The organism is Tateyamaria pelophila (assembly GCF_019966495.1).
Taxonomy (GTDB): domain Bacteria; phylum Pseudomonadota; class Alphaproteobacteria; order Rhodobacterales; family Rhodobacteraceae; genus Tateyamaria; species Tateyamaria pelophila.
The window spans coordinates 43,470-61,693 of sequence record NZ_JAIMIA010000022.1; the positions used below are offsets into that span (position 1 = coordinate 43,470).

21 protein-coding genes are annotated in these 18,224 nt (G+C 58.7%); 4 read left to right on the forward strand and 17 right to left on the reverse strand.

All coding sequences use genetic code 11. From position 1 onward, the window contains the following. Positions 1–43: 43 nt before the first annotated feature. Both LC354_RS09475 and LC354_RS09480 read left to right on the forward strand, forming a co-directional pair. Complete coding sequence (locus tag LC354_RS09475; RefSeq protein WP_223423243.1) at positions 44–1,957, forward strand: OmpA family protein; 1,914 nt, start codon at positions 44–46, stop codon at positions 1,955–1,957. Next, a complete protein-coding gene (locus LC354_RS09480; protein WP_223423245.1) occupies positions 1,944–2,270 on the forward strand; it encodes a hypothetical protein in 327 nt (108 codons plus the stop codon). The genes LC354_RS09475 and LC354_RS09480 overlap by 14 nt, the downstream gene beginning before the upstream one ends. A gap of 180 nt (positions 2,271–2,450) precedes the next feature. Here LC354_RS09480 and LC354_RS09485 read toward each other — a convergent pair whose 3' ends face one another. The 11 genes from LC354_RS09485 to LC354_RS09535 all read right to left on the reverse strand — a co-directional run bounded on the left by LC354_RS09485 (position 2,451) and on the right by LC354_RS09535 (position 11,155). Then, a complete protein-coding gene (locus LC354_RS09485; RefSeq protein WP_223423246.1) occupies positions 2,451–2,891 on the reverse strand; it encodes a molybdenum cofactor biosynthesis protein MoaE in 441 nt (146 codons plus the stop codon). 3 nt (positions 2,892–2,894) lie between these two features. Beyond that, complete coding sequence (gene moaD, locus LC354_RS09490; protein ID WP_223423248.1) at positions 2,895–3,140, reverse strand: molybdopterin converting factor subunit 1; 246 nt, start codon at positions 3,138–3,140, stop codon at positions 2,895–2,897. A 5-nt stretch (positions 3,141–3,145) separates the two neighbouring features. Next, a complete protein-coding gene (pgsA, locus tag LC354_RS09495) occupies positions 3,146–3,805 on the reverse strand; it encodes a CDP-diacylglycerol--glycerol-3-phosphate 3-phosphatidyltransferase (protein WP_223423250.1) in 660 nt (219 codons plus the stop codon). 57 nt (positions 3,806–3,862) lie between these two features. Continuing rightward, a complete protein-coding gene (uvrC, locus tag LC354_RS09500; protein WP_223423251.1) occupies positions 3,863–5,752 on the reverse strand; it encodes an excinuclease ABC subunit UvrC in 1,890 nt (629 codons plus the stop codon). 287 nt (positions 5,753–6,039) lie between these two features. Beyond that, positions 6,040–6,819: an SDR family oxidoreductase gene (locus LC354_RS09505; RefSeq protein ID WP_223423253.1), complete on the reverse strand. Its 780-nt coding sequence runs from the start codon at positions 6,817–6,819 to the stop codon at positions 6,040–6,042. Positions 6,820–6,833: 14 nt separating this feature from the next. Further along, positions 6,834–7,799 carry a calcium/sodium antiporter gene (locus LC354_RS09510; protein ID WP_223423280.1) on the reverse strand — a complete coding sequence of 322 codons (966 nt, stop codon included), beginning with the start codon at positions 7,797–7,799 and terminating at the stop codon, positions 6,834–6,836. Continuing rightward, positions 7,799–7,963, reverse strand: a complete 165-nt coding sequence (locus tag LC354_RS09515; protein WP_223423254.1) for a hypothetical protein — start codon at positions 7,961–7,963, stop codon at positions 7,799–7,801. Before LC354_RS09515 ends, LC354_RS09510 begins: the two co-directional genes overlap by 1 nt. Before the next feature lie 3 nt (positions 7,964–7,966). Next, on the reverse strand, positions 7,967–8,764 hold the full coding sequence (locus LC354_RS09520) for a S49 family peptidase (protein ID WP_223423256.1): 798 nt from the start codon (positions 8,762–8,764) through the stop codon (positions 7,967–7,969). Between the two features lie 69 nt (positions 8,765–8,833). Further along, positions 8,834–9,595 (reverse strand): ABC transporter permease, encoded by a 762-nt coding sequence (locus LC354_RS09525; protein WP_223423258.1) that lies wholly within the window; start codon positions 9,593–9,595, stop codon positions 8,834–8,836. Beyond that, positions 9,592–10,530 carry an ABC transporter ATP-binding protein gene (locus LC354_RS09530; protein WP_223423259.1) on the reverse strand — a complete coding sequence of 313 codons (939 nt, stop codon included), beginning with the start codon at positions 10,528–10,530 and terminating at the stop codon, positions 9,592–9,594. Before LC354_RS09530 ends, LC354_RS09525 begins: the two co-directional genes overlap by 4 nt. Before the next feature lie 91 nt (positions 10,531–10,621). Further along, on the reverse strand, positions 10,622–11,155 hold the full coding sequence (locus LC354_RS09535) for a CoxG family protein (RefSeq protein ID WP_223423261.1): 534 nt from the start codon (positions 11,153–11,155) through the stop codon (positions 10,622–10,624). 104 nt (positions 11,156–11,259) lie between these two features. On the opposite strand from LC354_RS09535, the gene LC354_RS09540 reads away from it, so the two are divergent. After that, entirely contained in the window at positions 11,260–12,240 is a 981-nt protein-coding gene (locus LC354_RS09540; protein ID WP_223423263.1) for a DMT family transporter, read from the forward strand. Between the two features lie 51 nt (positions 12,241–12,291). Here LC354_RS09540 and LC354_RS09545 read toward each other — a convergent pair whose 3' ends face one another. The 6 genes from LC354_RS09545 to LC354_RS09570 all read right to left on the reverse strand — a co-directional run bounded on the left by LC354_RS09545 (position 12,292) and on the right by LC354_RS09570 (position 16,556). Further along, positions 12,292–13,257 (reverse strand): NADPH:quinone oxidoreductase family protein, encoded by a 966-nt coding sequence (locus LC354_RS09545; RefSeq protein WP_223423264.1) that lies wholly within the window; start codon positions 13,255–13,257, stop codon positions 12,292–12,294. Between the two features lie 26 nt (positions 13,258–13,283). After that, positions 13,284–13,526: a hypothetical protein gene (locus tag LC354_RS09550; RefSeq protein WP_223423266.1), complete on the reverse strand. Its 243-nt coding sequence runs from the start codon at positions 13,524–13,526 to the stop codon at positions 13,284–13,286. A 100-nt stretch (positions 13,527–13,626) separates the two neighbouring features. After that, positions 13,627–14,094: a transcription antitermination factor NusB gene (gene nusB / locus LC354_RS09555; protein WP_223423268.1), complete on the reverse strand. Its 468-nt coding sequence runs from the start codon at positions 14,092–14,094 to the stop codon at positions 13,627–13,629. Then, positions 14,091–14,639 (reverse strand): 6,7-dimethyl-8-ribityllumazine synthase, encoded by a 549-nt coding sequence (locus tag LC354_RS09560; protein ID WP_223423269.1) that lies wholly within the window; start codon positions 14,637–14,639, stop codon positions 14,091–14,093. The genes nusB and LC354_RS09560 overlap by 4 nt, the downstream gene beginning before the upstream one ends. Beyond that, positions 14,636–15,757: a 3,4-dihydroxy-2-butanone-4-phosphate synthase gene (gene ribB, locus LC354_RS09565; RefSeq protein ID WP_223423271.1), complete on the reverse strand. Its 1,122-nt coding sequence runs from the start codon at positions 15,755–15,757 to the stop codon at positions 14,636–14,638. The genes LC354_RS09560 and ribB overlap by 4 nt, the downstream gene beginning before the upstream one ends. Positions 15,758–15,968: 211 nt before the next feature. Further along, on the reverse strand, positions 15,969–16,556 hold the full coding sequence (locus LC354_RS09570; protein ID WP_223423273.1) for a riboflavin synthase: 588 nt from the start codon (positions 16,554–16,556) through the stop codon (positions 15,969–15,971). A gap of 130 nt (positions 16,557–16,686) precedes the next feature. Here LC354_RS09570 and LC354_RS09575 point away from each other — a divergent pair, with 130 nt between their 5' ends. Beyond that, positions 16,687–18,000, forward strand: a complete 1,314-nt coding sequence (locus tag LC354_RS09575; protein WP_399203284.1) for a capsule biosynthesis protein — start codon at positions 16,687–16,689, stop codon at positions 17,998–18,000. The last annotated feature ends 224 nt before the right edge of the window (positions 18,001–18,224 follow it).

Consider the following 18,224-nt stretch of genomic DNA (forward strand, 5'->3'; position numbering starts at 1 on the left):
AGGATTACAGAACTGACGATTGCCACGAAACAAAGGCCCACAGATGCGTTTGTCATCCGTTTTCACCATTTCCGCCACCTTCGTTGCTGCTGCCGTGCTTTCGCTGGTGGCGGCCAGCTTTTCCGTTGAATTGATCGAAGACAACTCGGAAATCGGGGTGCGCAATGCGCTGGACGACAATGGCATGACCTGGGCGGAAGTCGAAGCCAACGGGCTGCAGGTCGTCCTGGCCGGAGTTGCGCCGACGGAAGCGGTCCGCTTTGCGGCTCTGTCAACTGCCGGCGGCATCGTCGATGCGGCCCGGATCATCGACGAGATGGAAATCAAGGCGACCGCCGCGATCGCCGCGCCACGTTTTTCCGCGGAAATCCTGCGCAACGACGCCGGAGTATCGATCATTGGCCTGATACCGGCATCGACCGACCGGACCGCAGTCCTGAACCGGGTGACGGCGATCAGCGGCGACGCGCCCGTCACCGAACTCATCGAAACAGCCGATTATCCGGCCCCGACGGGATGGGAAGACGCGTTGGGATTCGCCTTGACTGCCATGAACCGGCTTCCGCGCGCGAAAGTCTCCGTTCAGGCGGGTCGCGTCGCGATCACCGCCATCACCGACAGTGCCGAAGAACAATCCGAACTGGAGCAAGAGCTGAGCAACGCAGCACCGCCTGGGTTGCGCGTTACGCTCGACATTGCCGCCCCGCGGCCTGTGATCACGCCGTTTACCCTGCGTCTGGTGCGAAACGAAGACGAAACACATTTTGATTCCTGTTCCGCCGATACGATCGAAGCGCGCACGCGCATCCTGAATGCCGCCCGGCGCGCCGGTTTGGAGGGCCAAGTCAACTGCACCCTCGGAATGGGCGTGCCCAGCCCAAACTGGAGCGAGGCCGTGGAACAGGCCATCGACGCGCTGACCCAATTGGGTGAGGGCTCGGTCACATTCTCGGATGCCGACGTAACGCTGGTGGCTGCGGAAGGCACGGCGCAGTCCGACTTTGACCGGATCGTCGGAGAGTTGGAAAACGGCTTGCCCGAGGTGTTCGCGCTCTTTGCCAAGCTGCCGAAAGCCGCAGACCCGGATAAGGGCCCTCCGGAATTCGTGGCAACGCTCAGCCCGGAAGGTCTGGTGCAATTGCGCGGCCGCTTGTCGGATGAAAACCTGCGCAACCTGGCAGACAGCTATGCACGCGCCGCGTTTGGGTCGGACAATGTCTACACGGCGGCGCGGGTGGTTGATGACCTCCCTGCCTCCTGGCCGCTTCGGGTTCTGACCGGGCTGGAGGCCCTGTCGGAATTGTCGAACGGGCTTGTAACGGTCACACCCGACATGGTCGTCGTCTCCGGCAATACAGGCGCGCCAACGGCGAGCACAAATATCGCGTCGCTCCTCGCCTCCAAACTCGGCGAAGCGGAAGAGTTTGATATCCGGGTGACGTATCTGGAACAGCTCGACCCCGTCGCAGCACTGCCCACACCAGACGAATGCGAGGCCGAAATCGCAGCCATTGTCGCCATCGCCAAGATTACGTTCGAGCCGGGCAGCGCCACAATCGACGCCACGGCGCTCGGCACGATGGACGATATTGCCGAGGTGCTGCGCATATGCGGCGATCTCAAGCTCGAGATCCAGGGGCACACCGACAGTCAGGGCCGCGAAGAGATGAACCTGAACCTCAGCCAGGCGCGCGCGCAGTCCGTTCTGAACGAACTACGGGCGCGCCGCGTGCTGACGTCTACTTTCACCGCCAAAGGCTACGGCGAGGAGTTTCCGATTGCCGACAATAGTGACGAAGACGGGCGCGAAGCCAACCGGCGCATCGAATTCAAGCTGATTCGTCCCGAACCGTCCCCACCCCAGTCGGAAACAACGCTGGAATCCATCTCCGGATCAGGCGATACAGGCGCCCAGGAAGACAGCCCAGCCGAAGGAACAGGTGATGACCAGAACTGAATTTATTATCGCAACGGCGATTGTTCTGTTCATCGCGTTTTGTCTGGGCTGGTTTGCGAACTGGCTGGTTCACAGATTTACGCGTGTGGCGGCCGGCGATGTCGCGGAATTGGATCGGATGAGCCAAGAACTGCACGAGGCCGAAGAAACCCGCGATCAGGCCATTACATACCTGCAGCAGCGCGAGGCGGAACTGACCAACCAGTTGAGCCAGACAGAAGCGGAATTGCGCGCTGCCATGGATGGGCTGCGCGACGCCCGGCACGAAACCGAAGAGTTGCGCGCCAGAATGGATCGGCCTCAAGCCAGTTGATGCAGGGCCCGTAAGGCGGAGGCATCCTCCGCCATGGCGCACCGGGGTGCGCCTTACGCCTATGATCCGGTGTGACCGGATCTCGAAAGCCTTTTTGGCCGGACTCGGGCCAAGGTGCGTCATGCCAGTTGAATGAAATATCCATCGGCCTGCACAGAAAACCGATATCAGAGTTCGGGTTTACCAGCGCGTCAGCGCGGCTTCATCCTCATCTCGTGACGCCACCCACTCTGCCCCATCACCCGTGATCTCGCGCTTCCAGAAGGGCGCGCGCGACTTCAGGTAATCCATCAGATACTCCGCCGCCTCGAACGCATCCTTGCGATGCAGGGCAGCGGTTGCCACCATCATGATCATCTCGCCAGGCGCCAGAGTGCCATGCCGATGGATGATTAGACAATCCTCTAGCGCCCAGCGCCGTTCAGCCTCTGTGGCAATCTCGGTCAGGGCCGTTTCGGTCATTCCGGGATAATGCTCGATCTCCATGGCCTTCAGCCCGCCGGCGACATCGCGCACCACACCGGTAAAGGTCACGATGGCACCAGACACGCACCGCCCCCTGGCAAAAGCATCGGCTTCCGCCCCGAGATCAAAGGGGCCCTCCTGCACGGCAATGCGCATCTGTCAGCCACCTGTCATCGGAGGAAAGAAGGCAACCTCGCGCACGCCTGCCAAAGGTGCATCAAAGTCGGCCAACTGTTGATCCACCGCGACGCGCAATGCCGACAGGTCAGAAAATGCCGCGTCATAGCGGTCTTCCCGCGCACGCAGGACTTCGACCAGATCCATGACCGTCGCCACGTCCGCGTCCACTTTTTCCCGCGGCAGACCGATCCGTTCACGCACCCATGCAAAATAAAGGACATCCATCGCCATCAGCCTTTCAGATAGGGCATCGCCTTGCGGAAATAATCAAAACCCGTGATCAAGGTAAGCGCGGCTGCGATCCATAACAACCACAGGCCAATACGCCCCGCCCATTCGGCCCCCGCCAGTTTCCAGGACAATCCATGCAGATCGGGTTCATCCCCATTCAGGATTGCACTGACCATGTCACTGTCCATGCCCCAGATCGACATGCCAAAATAATGCTCGAATACGCCTTGTGAAAACAGAACCGCGATGGCGACCATCTGAAATGTCGTTTTCCATTTTGCCAGTGACGTCACCTTCAAGGTCCCTGCCGTGTCGCCCAGGAATTCTCGTAATCCAGACACAAAAACCTCGCGAAACAGGATCACAGTTGCGGGCAAAACCAGCCAGGGTGACCAGGACGAAAAGCCGATGATGACCATCAGCGCGATCACAACCATGGCCTTGTCTGCAATCGGATCCAGCATGGTCCCAAGCCGCGTCTGTTGTCCCCACGCGCGGGCCAGATACCCGTCAAACCAATCGGTGATCGCAGCCCCGACAAACAGGGTCACCGCAAAGATGTCCGCAAAAGGTCGGGTGAAAAACAAAAAGATCACGGCAACCATGGGCGCCGCGAGCAAACGCAGGGTCGTCAGGATATTGGGTATGTTCCACGTCATGAGGATACATCTACTTGGTTCTTCAGGCACCTGAAAGGGGGTGCCCGCCGTTCGGGCCTATCCCTGTTCATGAAAAAAGTCATAGACTTTTTGCGCGAGCCCTTCTGACACACCGTCAACCGCCTTCAAGTCGGCAAGATTGGCACGCGCCACCGCTTTGGCGGAGCCGAAATGGGCCAGCAAGGACCGCTTGCGCGCAGCCCCCACGCCCGGAATGTCATCCAGCGGATTGGCCATGTTCGATTTGGCCCGTTTGGCCCGGTGGGTGCCGATTGCAAAGCGGTGCGCCTCGTCCCGCATGCGCTGCACGAAATAAAGCACCGGATCATTGTGACGCAACGCAAAGGGGCGTTTGCCGACGCGGTGGAATTCTTCCTTACCTGCATCCCGGTCGATGCCTTTGGCCACGCCAACCATCGGGATGTCTTCGACGCCGTGTTCGCGCATGATCCCTGCCACCGCAGAAACCTGCCCTGCCCCACCATCGATCAGCAGCAGATCGGGCCACATGCCTCTGGTGCGGTCCGGATCTTCGCGCAGCAGGCGTTTGAAGCGGCGGTGCAGGACCTCCTTCATCATCCCGAAGTCGTCCCCCGGGGTCAGGTCATCGCCCTTGATGTTGAACTTGCGATAGCTGTTCTTGATAAATCCATCCGGTCCCGCGACGATCATACCGCCAACCGCGTTCGTGCCTTGGATATGTGAATTGTCGTAGACCTCGATACGGGTGGGCGTATCGGGCAGATCAAAAGCTTCGGCCAACCCTTTCAGCAACTTGGTCTGTGTCGCGGTTTCCGACATCTTGCGCGCCAGACTTTCGCGGGCATTGCGCATCGCGCTGTCGACCAGTTCGGCCTTTTCGCCCCGTTGCGGCACCAGCAATTCGACCTTGCGGCCCAGCTTTTGTGACAGCGCATCGGCCATCAGATCCGGGTTCTCGATCTCGTTCGACAGGATCAGCTGGCGCGGTGGTTCCTTGGTGTCATAGAACTGGCCAAGAAACGCCTCAAGCGCCTCGGCGGCGTCCACATCAGGCCCTACACGCGGATAGAAATCGCGGTTGCCCCAGTTTTGGCCCGCACGGATGAAGAATACCTGCACGCAGGCCTGCCCCTGCTCAAGATGCAGGGCGACAATGTCGGCTTCAGTGACGTTTCGCGGGTTGATGCCCTGTGCCGTCTGAACCTGAGTCATGGCCCGAATGCGGTCGCGCAAGGCGGCGGCACGCTCAAACTCCATGTCTTCAGACGCCTTCTGCATCTGCTCGGCCAACCGGGCCTGAATTTCGGTGCTCTTGCCCGTCAGAAAGCGTTCCGCGTCCTTGACGGTTTGGGCATAGTCATCCTTTGAGATCAGGCCGACGCAGGGGCCGGAGCAGCGTTTGATCTGATAGAGCAGGCAGGGGCGCGTACGGCTTTCGAACATCGCATCGGTACAATTACGCAGCAAAAAGACTCGTTGCAGTTGGTTCAGAGAGCGGTTCACGGCCCCCGCGCTGGCAAACGGGCCGTAATATGCGCCCTTTTCCTTTTTCGCACCGCGGTGCTTTTTGATCTGGGGAAAGGCGTGGTCGCCCGTGACCAGAATATTGGGAAAGGATTTGTCGTCGCGCAGCAAAACGTTGAACTTGGGTTTGAGCTGTTTGATCAGGTTCTGTTCCAGCAACAGCGCTTCTGTTTCCGTCCGGGTGGTCAGAAACATCATCGACGCCGTCATCGAAATCATGCGCGCGATCCGACCACTGTGACCGGATGGGCGCGCATAGTTCGAGACCCGCGCGCGCAGGTTGCGCGCCTTGCCCACATACAAGACACGGCTTTCGCGATCCAGCATCCGGTAAACGCCCGGCGAATTGTCGATGGTCTTCAGATAGCTCTGAATGACCTCGTGCCCGACAGGCACGGGGGCCTCAACCGCAGGGGGTTTTGAATCAGAAGTGTTCGCCATTCGATTCGACTCTACGCTGAGATGTGGCTGCACCGATTAGACCCGCAGTGCAAGGACGGAGACATCCACGATTCCTGTGGATAAACCTAAGGACAAGTTCTCGCCTCATGGAATTTTCCCTTGTTTTCCCAGCGCTTCATCAACTTGCCTAAAAAACAGGCTAATCTGTAGGCCTTTGTTTTTTATGGGTATTATAATGAACTTCGCGCAAGACACTGAAAACAAACACCTTTTGGTAACAGATTTGTAACGAAGATTAACCCGGTGCAAAACTCACCCGACGTCACCTATTCGACGCCTACCACATCCGGTGTTTCCCAAGCCAGATGCTGACCGCCATCCACACACAAAAGCTGGCCTGTAACGGCAGGCGCGTCGAGGAAATAGCCTAGCGCAGCGACGATATCGGACGGGTTCGCGCCCCGCTCCAACACCGTTGCTGCGCGTTGCTTGGCAAAATGTTCGGCGCTTTGGCGCGCACCTTGCAGCGTCGGCCCCGGACCGATGGCGTTGACACGGATCGACGGTGCCAGAGCCCGCGCGCTGGTCTGTGTCAGCGCCCACAGCCCCATCTTCGCCAGCGTATAGGTCATGAACTCCGGCGTCAGCTTGCGCACCCGCTGGTCTACCATGTTCACGATCAGACCGGTTGCGACAGGCTCGCCCATATCGTCATAGGTCGGCGCGAGCCCTTGGGCTGCCATCGCCTGCGTCAGGATAAACGGGGCGCGCAGATTGCTGTCGATATGCCTGTCCCAGGATGCTCTCGTGGCCGTCTCAAGGCTGTCATGCTCGAAAATGGAGGCGTTGTTGACGAGACACGTCACCGGACACTTCAATGCGTCCACCGCACGCGTAAACAGGCTCTGTGTGGCGTCTTCGTCCAGCATATCGGCCTGCAGCGGCACGGCGCGTCCCCCCAACGCTTCGATTTCGGCCACCGTCTCCTGCGCGCCTTGATCGGAACTGGCATAGTGAACCGCCACATCATGACCGCGCTTGGCCAGATAGACTGCCATGGCCCGGCCCAGTCGATGCCCTGCCCCTGTCACAAGCGCGCCTGTCATCTCGATGTCCCCCTTCAAAAGCTCAGTAGAACAGCCAGATAGACCAGATAGAGACCCGTCAAGATCACACCCCACATTCGGGTGATGTCGCGGCCCATGTAAACAAATGGGGCGAGCAGAACAGACGCTCCCAACATCACCCAAAGATCGAAACGAAGGAATTCGGGATCAACGGGGATTGGCCCCACCAGGCTTGCGATCCCGACAATGGCGAGCAGGTTGAACATGTTCGACCCGATGACATTCCCCAGGGCCACATCCGCCTGGCGGCGCAGTGCTGCCATGACTGTCGTGGCAAGCTCTGGCAGGGATGTGCCGATTGCCACCAGTGTCAAACCAATGACCGTATCGCTCACGCCATAGGTCTTGGCGATGATCGTGGCGTTGTCGACCAGCAGCGCGGCACCCAAGGGCAGACCGACCAGGCCCAGGATCAGAAACAGCGCGATCTTCCAGACCGGCAATTCGGGGTCGACGCCTTCGATTTCGTCTTCTTCGGCAGTGTTGGCTGCACATGCAGCGCGGTGACCGCGCGCGTCCCGCGCGGAATCGTATAGAACGAACGCCAAAGCGCCCAACAGCACAATCGCCGCAATCCAGTCGAACACGCCGCGATAGGCCAGTGCAATAAACAGCACCGACGCGGCGATCATGTAGTTAAAGCTTTTGCGCGTGTCGCATTCGGATGTATGCATTGTCGCCAGCAGCGCCGGGATCCCCAAAACCATCAGAATGTTGGCCGTGTTGGATCCAACCACATTGCCCATTGCGATCCCCGGTGCATTTTCTATCACCGCCTGAATGGCGATCAACAACTCCGGAGCCGATGTGCCGAACGCGACAATCGTCAGGCTGACGATGAGCGCAGGCACCCCCAACCGCAAAGACAAGTTGACCGCCCCCCGCACAAGGCTGTCCCCTGCCAGCAGCAGGATCACCAGACCCAGCGTGCTTAATGCCCACGGCACAAGGGAGACCATCAAGATTTATCCTTGCCGCAGGAGCACGGGCCTTTGCCAATCCTGTACTTGCCACAACTGCATTTGGCCGAGGACAACCGCTTGCCCCCGATCCAATGCAGCTTTCCGAACATGGCCAGAACGCCCATGAAGACCAGAAACAGCACTACGACCTTGGTCATCATCCGTTACAGTCCAAACTGGGCGTAGGCCGCCCGCTCTTCGATGGAACCGATGGCATCATCCATCATTTGAGCGCCAAACCGCGACAGGAACGGGCGGCGCACGCCATAGCGGCGTGTCCGGACCTTGTCGCCAAACCGCTCCTTGAGCATCGGTTTGATGTGTCCGATCCCGTCGATCAGGCCGAGCTCTTGGGCTCTTTTAGCAAGCCAGACTTCGCCGGTGAACAATTCCGCGTCTGTATTGAGCTTGCCCGCGCGACGTGTTTGCACATGGTCGATGAAATTCGTGTGAATGTCCTGCAGCAACCCCTTGAGGCGGGCCACATCTTCGGGCTTTTCCGGGCTGAATGGATCCAGCATCGATTTCGACTTGCCCGCTGTATAGACGCGCCGCTCGACCCCTTGGCGGATCAGCAATTCATGCGCGCCGAAGCTGGCCGAAATCACGCCGATGGAGCCCACAACAGAGGACGGATCAGCGTAAATCTCGTCTGCGGCCGCGGCCAGCCAATAGCCGCCGGATGCGGCCACATCTTCGACGAAAGCGATCACGGGGATCTCTTTTTCTTCGGCCAGTCGCCGGATCCGAGACCCGATCAGCGACGATTGCACGGGGCTGCCCCCGGGGGAATTTATCTCAAGCGCGACTGCAACAGGCTTGCCGCGCGTGAAGGCCTTTTCGATGACCGCGCCCAGGGCTTGGTCGTTCAGCGTGCCACGTGTGCCGCCAGCGATGACCCCCTGCAGCCGAATAACGGCCACCGTCGGGTCAGATTTCATAAATGGGATCCAGCGTTTCATCTCAGCCCATGTAGATTGCAGTATGGTGACAAACAAGGCTGCCCGGCAAACGAGTTGTCAGGCGTGGCGTCATTGCCGAATGCGCCAGCCACTTTTGAAGATCCACCACACCGTCGCCAGGCAGACCCCCGAGAACCCGCCAATGGCCAGCAATGACAGGGCGATCGGCACATCTGCGACGCCGAAAAAGGCCCACCGGAACCCGGATATCAGATAGACGACGGGATTGAACATGGAGATGGTCTGCCAGACCGGCGGCAACATCGAGACTGAATAAAACGATCCACCCAGAAACACGAGCGGCGTCACGATCAGGAGCGGCACCATTTGCAACTGCTCGAAGTTGCCTGCCCAGATCCCGATGATAAATCCAAACAGCGCAAAACTGACGCAGGTCAGAACCAGAAAGGCCGCCATCGCCAGCGGATGGGCAATCTGGATATCGACAAAGAAAAACGACGTGATCAGGATGATGACCCCGATGAACAGCGCCTTTGTGGCCGCCGCCCCCACGTAGCCCATCACGATCTCAAGAAAGCTCATAGGCGCCGACAGAACTTCGTAGATCGTGCCGATGAATTTGGGGAAATAGATGCCGAAAGACGCTGCGGAAATCGACTGGGTCATCACCGTCAGCATGATCAGCCCCGGTACGATGAACGCGCCGTACTGCACCCCTTCAACCTCGTCGATCCGGCTGCCAATGGCTGCGCCAAAGACCACGAAGTAAAGCGATGTCGATATCACCGGTGAGATGAGCGACTGCGAAATCGTCCTGAAGAACCGCGTCATTTCAAAGGTATAGATCGCCCAGATCGCAGACCAGTTCATGCTGCGTCCTCCGCATCCTTGTGCACGAGTGACACGAAAATATCTTCAAGGCTGGACTGCCGTGTGACCACGTCGCGCAACTGCAATCCGGCAGAGGACACATCGGTCAGCAACTGGGTGATGCCCGTGCGCTCTGCCTTGGTGTCATAGCGATAGACCAGCGTCCAACCTTCATCCTTCAGATCCAGATCATATTTCGTCAACGCTTGGGGGATATGTTTCAATTGGGCCGACAACTGTACGTCGAGCTGCTTTTGGCCCATGCGCACCATCAACTTGTCCTTGTCCTCGACCAGCAGGATTTCCCCATTGGCGATGACGCCCACACGGTCCGCGATGGCTTCGGCTTCTTCGATGTAATGGGTCGTCAAAATCGTCGTAACCCCGTCCGCGCGCAGTTTTTCGACAATGGCCCACATGTCCTTGCGCAATTCCACATCCACACCCGCCGTCGGTTCATCGAGGAAAAGAATGCGCGGCTCATGCGCCAAGGCCTTCGCGATCAGGACGCGCCGTTTCATTCCGCCGGAAAGCTCATGTATCTGATTGTCACGCTTGTCCCAAAGCGACAGCCGTTTGAGAATATCCGCGACAGCCGCATCATCGCGTGGCTTTCCAAACAGACCCCGGGAAAAACGGACGGTGCTCATGACCCGCCCAAAGGGTTCCAATGCGATTTCCTGGGGGACCAGGCCGATCAGACTGCGGGCGGCGCGGTAGTCCTTGATCGTGTCATGGCCTGCGACGGTCACCGTGCCGGAAGTCGGCATCGTGATGCCGCAGATGGTCGAGATCAGCGTCGTCTTGCCTGCCCCGTTCGGGCCGAGCAGCGCAATGATTTCGCCCTCTTCGATGTCCAGCGAAACGCTTTTCAGCGCCTCGAAGCCGCTGTCATAGGTTTTGCGCAGATCTTTGATACTGAGAATGGTGGGCATGCTTCCTCCGCGACGCGTGGCGTACAATAGCTATCGTAGCGCAAGCGTCGCGAACAGCGCGATGCTGCACATGCTCCTGTGCGTGTGGGCGTCAGTCTTTGCCCTTCAGGCGATCCAGCCATCCCTTTTTGGCGCCATCCTTCTGCGCATCAGCCGCTGCCGCGTCTTCCGAAACCGGCTCGGCAGAGCCTTCCAGCGTTTCCTGTAGATTTGCAAAGAACTGATCCGCCATGCGCTTGGCAAAACCATCAATGATGCGGCTGCCCAGTTGAGCGAGTTTTCCGCCCACTTTCGCCTCGACGTCATAGCTGAGTTCGGTGCCCCCCTCGGAAGGCGACATTTTGACGACCGCGCCACCCTTGGCAAAACCGGCCGCGCCGCCTTTGCCTTCGCCGGTGATGGTGAGGCTTTCGTTTTCGATCATCTCGGACAGGATGACCTGGCCTTTGAACGTGGCTTTGACAGGGCCCACTTTTTGAACGACAGTCGCCTCGAACCCGTTTTCCGGGTCCCCCGACACTTCCGTCGCACCCGGCACGCAGGATTTCAGGACGTCTGGGCTCAGCAACGCGGCATAAACATCGGATGGTGCGGCGGCGATCTGGCGAGTATCGGACATTTTCATTGTGGCGCTCCCTTGGTGTCTTGGTTTCGTCATAGCGCAGGAAACGGGCACGCGCCACTTGCGATTATGCGTGACAGGTGCGCAGGCCATGATAGGTCATGTCCATGACTACGACCCCTCAAAACGTGCCTGGCCTCGCGATCCTGTTCGTTCTTTTCGGTGTGCTTTGCATTTCGATCAACGACTTGCTGATCAAACAACTATCGGCTGGCTATCCCCTGCACGAGATCGTCTTCCTACGCTCTGGCATCGGCATTCTTTTCAGCCTCGTGATTGTTCAGTTCGAAGGCGGATGGGGGATCTTGCGCACAAACCGGCCCTGGCTGCACGCGACGCGTTGCCTGCTGATCGTCATTGCAAACATGACGTTCTTCGTTGCGCTGGCTGTCTTGCCGCTGGCAGATGCGACGGCTCTGTTTTTTGCAGCGCCCCTGTTCATCACGGTCTTGTCGATCCCCGTTCTGAAAGAGAAAGTCGGGCCAATGCGATTGACAGCGGTGGCCGTCGGATTTGCCGGCGTACTTATCATGCAAAGGCCATGGGCGGATACAAGTGCGTTGGACGTCAGTCGGATTGTGTTGCTGTTGCCGCTCTTGTCGGCACTGACCTACGCCATGAACCAGTTGCTGACCCGCAAACTCGGCGTTGCAAGCAAGGCCAGCGCGATGGCGGTGTACATTCAGTCCACCTTCATTTTCACGTCGATCCTATTCTATCTGATTGCGGGTGATGGACGATTTGCGGAAGACGCAACGAATAGATCAATTATCTTTCTGCTGCGCGCATGGGTTTGGCCGGCAGATAGCGATATGTGGGTTTTTGCGGGCCTTGGCGTAAACTCGGCCATCATCGGATATTGCCTGAGCCAGGCGTATCGGCTTGCAGACGCGGCGACGGTCGCACCGTTTGAGTATGTCGGTCTGCCCTTGGCCGTGATCTGGGGCTTTTTGATTTTTGGCGACATACCGGTGCTTGAAGTCTGGATCGGCATCACGCTGATTTTAGGTTCAGGTCTGTTCGTATTCCTGCGCGAACGTCAAAAAGCGCGTGTCGTCGCGCGAGGGAAGATCAAGGCCCGCCACTAGCGCAGGCGGAAAATGACACATTTTCCGGCCCGTTTTCCGTGTCGGAAAACGTCACCCTCCGATCTGGATGATCACCTTGCCGGTGGCGTGACGATTGCGCAGCAAGTCCAATCCGGTATTCACTTCTTCCAGCGGTAAAACATGACTGACATGGGGCTTCAGTCTGCCCTGTGCGTACCAGTCAAACAGCACTTCGAAACTGTCCGTCAGCACTTTTGGGTTCACGCGCATATACCCTCCCCAGTAAAATCCCAGAACGGACAGGTTTTTCACCAACAAGATATTTGCCGGGATGTGCGGCACGGTGCCACTGGCAAACCCAAGAGGCAGCAGCCGCGCCTCGGGATTACAGGCGCGCAAGGCCGCATCGAACAGAGCGCCGCCCACCGGATCGTAGACGACATCCGCTCCGCCCAGCGCTTTCACCGCCGCGCGCAAGTCAACCGTGTCGCTGTCCAGCAGGTGATCCGCACCGGCAGCCTTGGCAATGGCCAGTTTTTCAGGACCACGGGCGCAGGCGATCACCTCCGCCCCCATCAACTTGCCAAGCTCTACCGCGGTCAGGCCCACACCCCCCGATGCCCCCAGAACGAGCAACCGCTCACCAGGTTGCAGATGCGCCTTGTAGTCCAGCGCCACGTGGCTGGTGCCGTATGCGATCAAAAAGGCAGCGGCGTCCACGGGCGACATCACATCCGGGATCGGAACGCAGATATCGGCGGGCAAAGCTGCATAATCGGCCAAGCCGCCAAAGCCACAATAGGCCGCCACGCGCTGACCCACCGCAAGCCCGGTGACATCGGCCCCGACCACGTCAACAACGCCGCAGATTTCCATCCCGATGGTGGCCGGCAGTGCGGGCTTTTCCTGATAGGTTCCCTTGACGATCAGAAGATCCCCGAAATTCAGCCCGCAGGTCTGAATCCGCACCAGCACCTCACCAGCCGAGGGATCAGGCGTCTCAACATCGCGCAATTCAAGGGGTTGGCCCAATTCAATGACTTGCATGGCGCGCATCGGTCGCTCTCCTGGTGTGACGTGTTTTAGGTATCGCGACCCATTTGCCAGACCGAATAACCGATTTGAACAGCACCGAACAATAGGCCGTTTGAAAACCACAGGATGAACAGCAACAAAAAGCCATCACCGCTATGGGCGACCCGAGTGGCCATGTCACCAAAATCAGACACCCACAAGATGACGACGAACAAGGCCGATAGGGCCAGGCCGATCGCGAAGCCATTCAGAAACAGACGGATCAAAGGATTTGGGGCATCATCGTTCATAAACGTAATCTAGCGCACGCAATATGCGCAGACAACGCAGCGAAGCGCCGCAGGGCTGGTTTGCCAATGACGGCCATCAGACAACCGGGCGGACAAGTCTTCAAAACGCCTCAGGCCGCGCTTCCCGGGCCATATGGTCCAACACCGCGTTGACGAATTTCGGCTCTTTACCATCCGGAAAAAACGCGCGGGCGACATCCACATATTCGTTGATCACCACCTTGGGCGGCATGCCTGTATCGCGAAACTCGGCTCCGGCGGCACGAAACAGGGCGCGCAACGTTGGGTCGATGCGCGCGATGGGCCATTTGGCCACCAAGGCGCGATCCGTCATTTGATCGATCGGCGCCTGATAATTCACCGCATCTTCCATCACCCGTGCAAAATGCGTCGGATCGCCCTCCGTCATCTCGTCGCCCTCGTAGACCGCCCCAAAACGGTGATCCATGAACTCGACCTTGATCTGGTCGACGGTCTGCGCCGACTGCTCCATCTGAAACAAGGCCTGCACGGCATAAAGCCGCGCCGCCGAGCGCATCTTGCGTTTTTGATTGCCCGAAAGGGTCATGTGGTGCGGAATCCTGTCTTGCCTGCCAGCTGATAGTCACCCGATGCGGGTTTAAAGCCGACGCCTTTGCTCTGGCCGTCCCACTTACGGCTGAGCGCGATCAGGTGCAAGGCCGCAGCGGCCGCACCGCCGCCTTTGTTCTGTCCCGCCGGATCGGCGCGCACATCAGCCTGACCGATGTTTTCGACCGTCAATATGCCATTGCCGATGCACAGGCCTTGCAAGCCCAACAATTGCAAGGCGCGGCTGCTGTCATTGCACACGGTCTCGTAATGGGTCGTCTCGCCTCGAATGACACACCCCAAGGCCACGTAACCGTCAAAATTCGACATCCGCTCGGATATGCCGATGGCCGTGGGGATCTCCAGCGCACCGGGCATCTCGATCAGGTCCCAGGTGGCCCCCGCCGCTTCAATCTCGGCCTTGGCGCCGGCAACCAGATTGTCAGCAATCGCCTTGTAATAGGGCGATACCACGATCAACAGCTTGGTGGGCGTGTCAAAGCTGGGACGGTCCAGCACGTGGTGTTCAACAGAAGCCATCATCTCTCTCCAAGAATGGGTCGCGTGCCCACGATTTCCAAACCATAGGCGTCCAGGCCCATATACTTCGTGTTCGCGCTGTCGGTGAGCAGGATCAGGCGGCTCAGGCCCAAGTTGGACAGCATTTGGGCCCCGAGGCCAGTGTTCTTGACGATCCGCGGGCCATCTTCCTCGTCGGCAAACAATGCGCTGCGCGGTTCGCGAAAAAGGCAAACGACGCCGCGGCCCTCTTCGGCGATGATCTCCATCGCACGCGGCAACTCCCCGACAGGCTTATCGCTCAGCCCGAGAATGTCGGTCACCTCTGTCAAGGCATGGGTCCGCACCAGAACGGGCGCATCCGTCGTCAAATCGCCTTTGGACAAGGTCACATGCTCAATGCCATAGGTCTGATCGGTAAAGATACGCATGTGCCACGCGCCGCCGTGCTGCGATGTCACGTCACGGGCGGCCGTTTCTACGACAAGATTATCATAGCGGCGGCGATAGGAAATGAGATCCGAGATCGTTCCGATCTTGAGGTCATGTGTCTTGGCGTATTCCACAAGATCCGGCAGGCGCGCCATCTCGCCATCTTCCTTCATGATCTCGCAGATCACGCTGGAGGGGTAGTGGCCTGCCAGACGCGCCACATCACAGCCCGCCTCCGTATGCCCCGCGCGCACCAGAACGCCGCCTTTGCGCGCCCGCAATGGAAACACGTGACCCGGGGTCGCAATATCAGCCGCAGTGGCCTGAGGATTGATGGCGGTCGCAATGGTCAGCGCCCGATCCGCCGCCGAAATGCCCGTTGATACGCCCTCACGCGCTTCGATTGACACGGTAAACGCCGTTTCATGGCGGGAGGAATTATGCGTCGCCATCATCGTCAACCCAAGATCCTCGATCCGTTGCGCCGGCAGGGTCACGCATATCAAGCCACGGCCATGGGTCGCCATGAAATTCACCGCTTCCGGGGTCGCAAAGTTGGCCGGGATCACAAGATCCCCTTCGTTCTCACGATCTTCATGATCCACAAGAATGAACATCCGGCCCATCCGGGCCTCTTCGATGATCTCTTCGATAGGGGAAATGGCGTTCGCCAAATCTGTCTCAACCGGACCTGGGGTCTCAAAACTCATGGGGCACCTGTGGCAACGTTTCGTGCCCCATAAAGGAAGCACCGCAGCAATACCAGAGAGACGCCGCGCTCAAGCACATGGTTCACGGCTTCTCTGTTCCAAAAAATCCTTCCCGAAGGGTCGGTTTGCAAAAGGCTCCGCGACACTTACGGCGCGCGGCCCGGCGCAACACAGCCCAGAATGTCGTCAGGCCAAAGGCCTGTCCTTCAGATCACCCGACCTCGGCCAGACGCGCGACGTAGCGGGCGAGAGTATCGATCTCCAGGTTCACCATATCGCCGACAGCGACGTCCCCCCACGTGGTCACGTCCTTGGTATGCGGAATGAAATTGATGCCGAAAACGGGACCCTGTACCTCGTTCACCGTCAAGGACGTGCCGTTCAGCGCCACCGATCCTTTGGGTGCGATGAACCGCGCAAGGTCTTCCGGCGCGCGTAACTGCACGCGTGTGCTGTCGCCTTCATCCACGACCGATACAACTTCCGCAACGCCGTCCACATGTCCCGACACGATGTGACCGCCCAGCTCGTCCCCCACCCGCAAGGCACGCTCAAGGTTCACGCGTTTGCCCAACGACCATGCCGACAGATTGGTTTTCGACACCGTCTCGGCGCTGATCTGCACGTCATACCAATCGGGGCCAAGATCCACGACGGTCAGACACACCCCATCGGATGCAATCGACGCCCCCATATCAATGCCGGACGTATCGTAACTGGTGGCAATCCGGGCCCGCAAGTCGCCTTCTTGCGTCAATTCGGTTACGGTGCCTATATCGGTGACAATGCCTGTGAACATGGCCCTATCCTTTGTTGCATCCCCGTTGAGGTAGCGAGGCAGCGGCCCAAGGGCAAGGTCGACCCATTGCGCATTGCGTGTTCACAGGTCATAAATGCCTGCCCGTTATATGTACATCTTGGATAGAGACATGCCGCGCCTGAGGGACAAGATGACACTGGACGCACCCCATTCTCGGGTATTTTTGTTTTTGCAGGGCCCGCACGGTCCCTTCTTTCACCGCCTTGGCAAGATGCTGCGCAAGGCGGGTTCCACTGTCTGGCGGGTGGGCTTCAATGCCGGTGACCGCGCGTTCTGGTTTCATCCGCGCAGCTACATCCCCTACCGCGGAACGTCTGGTGACTGGAATGCCACCTTCGCCAATCTGGTGGAAAGCAAGGGTGTCACCGATATCGTGCTTTATGGCGATGTCCGTCCGATCCATGCCCAGGCCGTGGCCGAAGCCAAGCGCCGAGGCCTCACCGTGCACGTTTTTGAGGAAGGTTACATGCGTCCCTATTGGGTCACATATGAACGCGGCGGCACCAATGGCAATTCGCGCCTGATGGAGATGTCCGTGGCCGAGATGCAGATCGCATTGGCGCAGTCCAATATGGAAGCGCCCCTGCCGCCCGGGCATTGGGGTGACATGCGCCAGCACGTGTTCTACGGAGCGCTCTATCACTGGTTCGTCATGTTTCGAAACGCAGAGTACCAGAATTTCAAACCGCATCGCGCGGCCACCGTAGCGAAGGAATTCCGTCTTTATTTACAAAGACTTCTGTTGATGCCGGTTCATACGATTGACCGGATTCAGGCGACGTTTCGGATCCGGAATGGCGGCTTCCCATATCACCTGGCTCTGCTCCAACTGGAACATGATTCCAGCTTTCAGGAACATTCCCCCTTTACCTCGATGACCGAATTTCTCGAACTGGTCATAGAGGGCTTTGCCAAAGGTGCGCCCGGTCATCATCATCTGGTGATCAAGGCCCACCCCCTGGAGGACGGCCGCGCGCCCATTCGCAGAACCATCCGCACTCTGATGCGCACGCACGGGTTGCAAGGGCGGGTGCACTATGTGCGCGGCGGCAAGCTTGCGCAATTGCTCAACGATGCCCGCAGCGCCGTGACCGTCAATTCGACAGCGGCCCAACAGGTCCTGTGGCGCGGCATACCCCTCAAGGTCTTTGGCCGCGCCGTGTTTGCCAAACCGGAGTTTGTGAGCGATCAGCCATTGGCCGAATTTTTTGCAGGTGCCAGCCGTCCGGACAATCGCGCCTACAAGGACTACCGCCGTTATTTGCTGGAAACCAGCCAGCTGCCCGGCGGGTTCTATTCCGCCAGAGGACGGCGGCAATTGCTGCGCCAGGTCGTAGACATGATGCTCTCTGCCGAGGATCCGTACGACGCGCTGGCCTCGGGAACCGCGGCTCCGAGGCAACAGTTGCGGCTGGTAACCTGATCGCAACTCCCCTTTAGCTAGATTTTTACAAAAATCTTAGGTACCCACTCCTCAGGGTCGGGTTTCACATTTCATGTGTGATCTGAGTAATGGATGCAGGCCAACCTGCACGCAGAGGCAAAACGAAACAGGTCGAGGAGACCGTGCAGTGAAGGACCACCGGCTGACGCCGGAGGCATCATTTGTCGGAATGTAATTCCAGGTACTGCTTGATGACATCGTCT